Source organism: Nesterenkonia sandarakina, from assembly GCF_003003175.1.
Lineage (GTDB): Bacteria > Actinomycetota > Actinomycetes > Actinomycetales > Micrococcaceae > Nesterenkonia > Nesterenkonia sandarakina_A.
In genome coordinates this window covers 1-7,027 of record NZ_PVTY01000038.1, presented here as the reverse complement: position 1 = coordinate 7,027, position 7,027 = coordinate 1, and the positions used below count along the sequence as shown (strand labels likewise).

The following is a 7,027-nucleotide window of genomic DNA, read 5'->3' as shown; positions in this document are numbered from 1 at the left end:
CGCAGCACCTCGACCTCTTGTTCCAGGAGCCGGATCCGTTTACGAGCCTCGCGCAGCTCGGCTGCCTCGGTGCGGGTCTGACCCGGCTTGGCACCGTCATCGATCTCAGCTCGGCGCATCCATTTCTGCAGCGTCATGGGGTGGACGCCGAAGTCTTTGGCGATCTGTTCGATCGTGACTCCGGGTTCACGTTTCCTGGCCACGCGGACGACATCGTCGCGGAACTCAGCAGGATAGGGCTTAGGCACAGGTTCATCCTTCCAGGCCGCCCTCAGGCAAGCCAGATCAGATGTCACCTATTCGTGCGGCAGACCCACGATTCATAACTCGATGAGTGAGCTGAGAATCAAGCTACGCAGAACAGGTTTTGCCGAGAATCTTGTTTCCAATGGAATGAGCCTGTCGCTAGTAGATGCGTCTTGCCCAAAAGTGGGTTGCAGGTTGGCCGGACGAGTTAGTTAATGTCCATGGCCCTCGCCGGCCCTGACTGAACGGAAGCCATAACTAGAAGTCAGGTGTACAAAACGTCAGCTGTGAGACTTCAGGACGTTGGTGTGGCGTCAACCGCAATAACGATGACCAACCCGTTTCCTTAAAATGGAGTCACTCACTCGAAGTTAATCGTCGTGTACGTTCCATATTAAGTATCCACCTATCGGTGTGATGGAACGGAACGTTCTGGAACGCCTCGGAAGCTCAGCTATGAATTTGAACTCTACTGATCGCATGTAACGTGCCAAAGCGTTGGTTCAACTAGAATCGGCTTCGGAACGCGAAAAGTCAATGATTGCCCCGGACCTCAATCCGCCACCTAAGGGTCAGCAAGTTCTGTGCGAAGGCGCCATCTGGGCCCTACTAGCGCGTGACACGGACGCACAGACTTTCTTATAGGTGCCTTGCCACGCGAAATGATGCATTGCTCGGAATCAGACCGTCCCCGGGGGAGGACAAGCATCCACGCTGCCCACTGAGGCAGCCCTCACACCGACCTCATCGTTGCAACCGTCTGGGCATCCTCGAGAGTGAGTGAGAGGGGAACGTTGACGGGCATTACTGGGGCACTCCATCTCTTTGGTCCTCGCCTAGAGAATCCATTTACCAAGCTTGTTGGCGCCCTCCAGGACGATTCGTGGCGAGTTTGGGAATTGCACGCTGCAGTCCTTGTATTTATGGGTGCAGATCGAATTAGCTGACTCTATGCAATTGCGGACCCGGTCGGGTGGACGAATACGACCCCCAGATCCATCGAAGTGTTCTATAGCGGTTCAGGTCGAGAATCCGGCGTCGATAATCGTTGCCCGGCCACGATGGCGAAATCTAGACCAGGGTTAAGCGTCGCCCGTGGCGCCCCCGCCGCCCAGTGACTAGTCGTCGCGAAGTGTCATGGACCCGTCCCGTTCAGCCCGCCGATCCTCGCGGAGCGAGCCTAGGTTGAACCAAGGAGGTATCCTAAGGGACGTTAGGTACTACGACTAAGGATAAGACCGAGGCCGTTTTGCAGCGAGTGTGTCGCTTCGGTCGAGTTTCATGAACCGCGTCTTGGAAGTATCTACACGACGACATGTCCACATCTAAGCTTCAGGGGCCAAGAGTAGTAGTTGAGACGGCCCCACGAATATAACGGTAGGCGGAGCTATGGCAAGTACTGGTAAGCGTGGACTTTCTTCAGGGGAGATGTCACGTGTTAACCTTGAATCGTGGTCTCTCGTAACCGTCACTTACAATAGCGCTGCCATGCTTCGAGAGTATTGGTCTAACGTGCGGTTGCCTTCCGAGGTCGAGTGGATAGTTGTTGACAATGCATCTGCTGACGACTCAGTTGAGGTAGCACGACAACTAGGCGCACGTGTAATCTCCTTAACGCGAAACGTTGGTTTCGGCACGGCTAACAATATTGGATTTCGATCTTCGGAATCTAAATTCGTCGGATTTCTTAACCCAGACGTTTCCCCTAAGCTTGAAGATTTAATTGAGCTTGAGGAAGTTATTATTTCTACGGCAGGAATAGTTGCTCCGCAATTGACTAATCCTGATGGCTCTTTGCAGCCCAACGGGCGTGGATATCCGTTCCTTTTTGATAAAGTACGAAACCGTTTGGATCCAAGCGGTGCCGATTCATCCTATAGAATATTTGCTTCGGCTAAGGAAGACGTTCCCGTGGTTTGGTTTATGGGCGCGGTTGTCTTGGGAACTCGTGAACAGCTCGAGAACTTGGGGCCCTGGGATGAGCGGTTCTTTGTCTATTATGAGGATAGCGACTTAGGTTTACGAGCCGCGGCAGCAGGACTTCCTAGAACGGTTACCGGCAGAGTTCGCTGGGTGCACGGGTGGGCCCGCGAGACGTCAAAGCTAGCTGTCGGTCCTTGGGTGCGGGAGCTCCCTTCTATGGTTAAGTTCTACTCGCGATATCCACGTCTTCTTTCTCTTCGTCCAGACTCAGCAAAAAAGAAGATCGCATCGCTAGGGTGGCCAAGACCATGAGAATAGTATTTGATAACCTCGGATCAACCGAGTTTTCCGGTGGTATGCGCTTGCATAGTAGCGAGTTTGTGAGCGCATGGCTTGAACTTTTTGCAGAGGATAGTGTTGCGATTGTCGGAGGAGCGTGGGTCGCGGCGGAGTTTTCCGGGCGCGACGTTGACGTAGTTCGTTGGCCAAACGAGCATGTTCTGGGCAGGACTATTGGGCAGCTCATTGCGACCCCGGTTGTTGGTGCTATCCGCCGTGCGGACTTTGTTATATCTTTAAGTCCTATTGTTTCGCCAATGGTCCCGCGTAAACGAGCGGTTGCGTTTCAGCACGACTGGCGTCATAAGATCAACCCCGATGAATTTCCAGCTCACCAACGGGCATACCGGAAGCTCTGGGAGGTGTCGGCCGGACACGCGTCAGTCAATGCATGCATTTCCTCTAAAGCAGAAGGGGAGACCCGTAGGTATGTCCCGAGGGCGGAGACAACCGTTGTGGAGAACGGGCGGGATCACGCCAGAAATTGGGTGGTTCCGATCGGGTCAGAGGGCGCCACTGTGCCGACTGTGGTGACTTTTGGCCACCACAACAATAAGAGGCCCGAACTGGTAATCGACGCATTCGCAAAAGCGGTGGCGGATCTGGATGATTTTTCGCAGGCCAAGCTAGTCGTGCTTGGGGCGCGAGGTGATTACGCCGAAGAACTTCGCGTTCGCATAGCCCATGCAGGCCTTAGCGGGCGTGTTGAACTCCCCGGTTTCGTTAGCGACGAGGAATATCAGAAAATCGTTTCCGGTGCTTCGGCAGTCGTAATGGCTTCAACAGACGAGGGCTTTGGTTTGCCAATTGCTGAAGCAGAGTTTTTCGGAATACCGGCAGTGGTGACGGAGAACAGCGGCATGGACACAGTATTCAAAGATTACGCAATCGTCTCGAAGCCCACCCCAGGTGGGCTAAGTTCAGCAATTGCTCAGGCGTTGAGGGATGGACGACAGAATACCGAGCGAACAAGGCACACTTGGCACGACGCTGCCGTCGCGTTGCGTGCTGAGCTTACCGAACGCACGCAATCGAATCGATGGGCCTCATTAGGCGCTGCTGGGCGATTTGCCCGTTGAAAGCGCGCAAGGTGGAGAAAGTGGCAAGACGAGGCACTTCAGGGCACGGCTCACAGCGACGAAGGTCTCGCGCGGCCCGGACTGCGAGCACTGCGCGAGAGGTAGAGGTCAGGTCATCCAACCGAGTTCCAGGCACGGTTCGGGTTCCAGTCACCATGCACTGGATCTTCGCACCCGCAGGATTGCTCGTGGTTCTTCCGTTGCCAGTCTTAGTCGGATCTTTGCTCATCCCAGATGATCAGTTCCTGCCGCTTTTCGGCCAGCCCAGCTTTCTCGACGAGGCTACTCGGGCAACCGCTCTGGCGTACTTAGTAATAATGTTGGTCATATTTGTAGTGCTGGTCCCAATGCGCGGGCGCGCGGTTGCTGAGATAGCACTTGACGCAACTGCAGTTGCGTGGCTTGAGAGGGTTGTGAAGGTGTTGGCCTTCATAACGTTCACGGCATACGCGGTCTGGATAGGAAATGCCCTGCTTCGGGGCCTCCGGTTCGGTACAATGCTCCAACTCCTGAGCGGTGAAGCAGGCACGATGTATGTATTGCGAGGGCAGTACTTCGAGAGTATTAGTGGCGTCACGACTTGGATGCAACTGGGAGCCATCCTTGCCCCCCTTGCAGTTCTGCGAGAGAGAGCGACCGGTCGTTCTGCGCGACGGCTCGTGGGAGTTCTTTTGTTTCTCGCATTTGCTCGCGCTCTTCTTAACAGTGAAAGGTTGGCCCTCATCGAGATCGTGTTGAGCGTGGCCATTGCCTATTTTGTGTTGAGGCGCGAGGCGCCTTCCTGGGTCCGCCGCCCGGTGTCTGCTGGATTATTGGTCGTGGGTTCGTGGTTGGTCTTGTTCGGTGTCTTCAGCGCATTTGAGTTCTTTCGTTCCTGGACATCTGCGCAGGCGTCGTTCGATGGTGATTTTTCGACGTATGCGGCAACACTGCTCTTGGGATATTACGCAACCGCCCTGAATCTTGCTGCATTCGACGGTTACGTGCTGGGAAGTCAACTTGCACCGGGACAGCTCTTTGACGGAAGTCTGTGGGAATCGCTGTTCGGTGCTTCTCCTGTGGCGGGGGTTCAGCAGGCTTACGGTCTGGAAACTTTCACAAACCGATCAGGTTTGCTGGTGCCCCAAATAGCGTTCGGTGAAATCGGCGGGGCTCTCGTTGTAGTCGCGACAGCGCTCCTGCTGGCAGTCCTCGCGCGTTGGACTGCGCGGGGTCACGTGGTTGCATTTGCTCTCTACTGCGCATCCTGCGTTGGAGTTCTCGAAATAGTAAGGATTTATTATTTCGGTTCGTCCCGTTTTCTTCCCGTTGCGGTTGCAGGCGCATGCATGGCTATTTCTTGGGCACTTGTTGCTAATAAACGCAGACAAAATCTTCGGTACTTAAGTCCTCCGCTGGAGAATGGTACTAGGTCGTGGTCGCGTTGATACTGGCTGCGATGACTCTTTGTTTGTATAGGAACAGGTTCCTAGATCTCGACTTTGCGATTTAATTTCTGCTTGTGGACAGGACAAGTCCACTCCGTGGAATGGCTTACGCTCTCGATTTACGTTCGGCCGTTATCCCTGACATTGAACAGTTCCACTGGGGCCGCAGATGCTGCGATCCGCGGGCCCACAGCGTCTGCGGCGGTAATCAGCAGTGCGGTGAGCTGGACCTTCACACCTGATCGGAGTTGGGTTGCAGATTAACTGGCGAACGTGAGGGGTCGCTTGGGTTCCATGGGACCTCTTGGAGTCTTAGCCTGACTCGTGCCATATTTAGTGCGTAGATTTTGCGGCGATCAGATCGAGGATCTCTTGGGTCTCTGTGCTGATAGCCGGGGCTGCGGTGAGTTCGTGGCCGTTGACGTTGATCGTGACTGTCCGCAGCGGCCTCAGTGCCTGGACGAGCTTCTTGATGCTCACCCCGGTGGCGTCCTGGAGGTACCGGGCAACAGCCAAAGCACAGAACACTACGGTCAGATGCGCCTCGATCGAGTCTCGCTGGTGGTGGAACATCGGCCGGGCACGAATGTCGCTCTTGGCCATCCGGAAGGACTTCTCCACCTGCCACAGCGAGTGGTAGGCACTCACGACGGCGTTGCCGTCGAGCACCTCGGGGCCGATATTGGTCACGTACCCTTTCAGCCCCAGCAGCTGCCGGGCTCGTTCGACCAGGTCCCAGTCGACCCCGGGTTTTTTGCCGGTGAGTTTCACGAACCTGTCGCGTTTGATCGCCCGAGTGCCGCCGGCGACCTTCTCGGCCTTCTCGATCTGCTTGTTCAGCGTGTAGTTGTCTCGCTTCTCCCGCTGCCAGGAGTAGTGATAGACGAGCCTGCGGTCCCTGGCCTTAGCGCCGGTACCCATCGTCCTGGTTGATTCCAGGGTCTGGCCGTTCGCGAAGTGGTTCCCATGGCGTTGGAAATGATCCGCCAGGTCGTAGGGGGCCTTGGTGATCCGTGAACCCACGATGAAGGAGAACCCTGCGTCTTCTATGGCGTTGAGGTTCGCCGCCGAAAGCATCCCGGCGTCAGCGACGACCACCAGGTCTTCGACGTGGTGGCGGTCCTGAAAGGAGCGCAGCACCGGGATCAGGGTGAGGGTCTCGGCCTTGTTGCCTTCGAAGCAGTGGATCTCCAGCGGGAACCCGTCCCGGTCGACCAACAGGCCCACCACGATCTGAGGATCGACCCGGCGTTCCTTGCTCATCCCGACTTTGCGCAGGTCGTCTTCGTCATTGGCCTCGAAGTACAAGGTGGTCACGTCGTAGAGCACCACGCCCAGCCCGTCGGCCCCGGTCCGGGACATGGCGTGGGCGTAGGCCGCCCGGCAGAAGCCGTCGCGCCAGTCTTTCTCGATGCAGGCCGCCAGGGTCCGCCAGATCGTGCGCAGTCCCGGGGCCGGGGCCCCGATCTCGTCAAGGACTCGGAGGGTATCGGCCTTGGAGGTGGGTTCCACCAGTCGGGCCAGCACGAGCTTTTTGAACGTGTCATCACCGACAGTGTTGAACCCGATGCGGTCATAGGTTCCCTCGAGGACCTCCCAGAGCAGCTGGGAGGAGGTGCCGGTGACCACCGGCCCAGCCGGAGCGGCTGCATGAGTATTCGAAGGGTTGGGAGCCACCCAATATTGCCTTTCGGAGCCACCAGTATTGCCGTTGAGAGCCAGTGACCGCCCGTGTGGGAGCCACTGGCCCTCAACGTCGTTTCTAGAGACCGTTCATGGCGGTGTGTTCGCGCATGTTGTAGCTGCCGGTCTCGACCCAGATGGTGTTGTGCACGATGCGGTCCATGATCGCATCAGCATGGACTCCAGAGCCGAGCCGCTGGTGCCAGTCCTTCTGAGCGTACTGGGTGCAGAACACCGTCGAGGTGTTGCCGTAGCGGCGCTCCAAGAGCTCCAGCAACATGCTGCGCACCCTCTCGTCCGGGTGATCCAGGAGCCATTCATCGATGACCA

At 56.5% G+C, this 7,027-nt stretch carries 5 protein-coding genes and 1 pseudogene; 3 read left to right on the top strand and 3 right to left on the bottom strand.

The genetic code is table 11. The features are described from left to right. Window positions 1-248 (bottom strand): transposase (locus BCL67_RS14785; RefSeq protein ID WP_146131210.1); only part of this gene is annotated, 248 nt, incomplete at its 3' end. Window positions 249-1,635: 1,387 nt separating this feature from the next. Here BCL67_RS14785 and BCL67_RS14780 point away from each other — a divergent pair. From BCL67_RS14780 to BCL67_RS15300, 3 genes are all read left to right on the top strand, one after another. Beyond that, a complete protein-coding gene (locus BCL67_RS14780) occupies window positions 1,636-2,481 on the top strand; it encodes a glycosyltransferase (protein ID WP_106124171.1) in 846 nt (281 codons plus the stop codon). Beyond that, the gene (locus tag BCL67_RS14775; protein ID WP_106124170.1) at window positions 2,466-3,587 is read left to right on the top strand and encodes a glycosyltransferase; all 1,122 of its coding nucleotides are present in this window, start codon (window positions 2,466-2,468) and stop codon (window positions 3,585-3,587) included. The genes BCL67_RS14780 and BCL67_RS14775 overlap by 16 nt, the downstream gene beginning before the upstream one ends. A 188-nt stretch (window positions 3,588-3,775) precedes the next feature. Then, complete coding sequence (locus BCL67_RS15300) at window positions 3,776-5,014, top strand: hypothetical protein (RefSeq protein ID WP_146131209.1); 1,239 nt, start codon at window positions 3,776-3,778, stop codon at window positions 5,012-5,014. 333 nt (window positions 5,015-5,347) lie between these two features. Here BCL67_RS15300 and BCL67_RS14770 read toward each other — a convergent pair. Next, window positions 5,348-6,658: pseudogene (locus BCL67_RS14770) on the bottom strand (IS1634 family transposase); the annotation flags it as partial. 118 nt (window positions 6,659-6,776) lie between these two features. Next, window positions 6,777-7,027 (bottom strand): ATP-binding protein (locus tag BCL67_RS14765; RefSeq protein ID WP_181256045.1); only part of this gene is annotated, 251 nt, incomplete at its 5' end.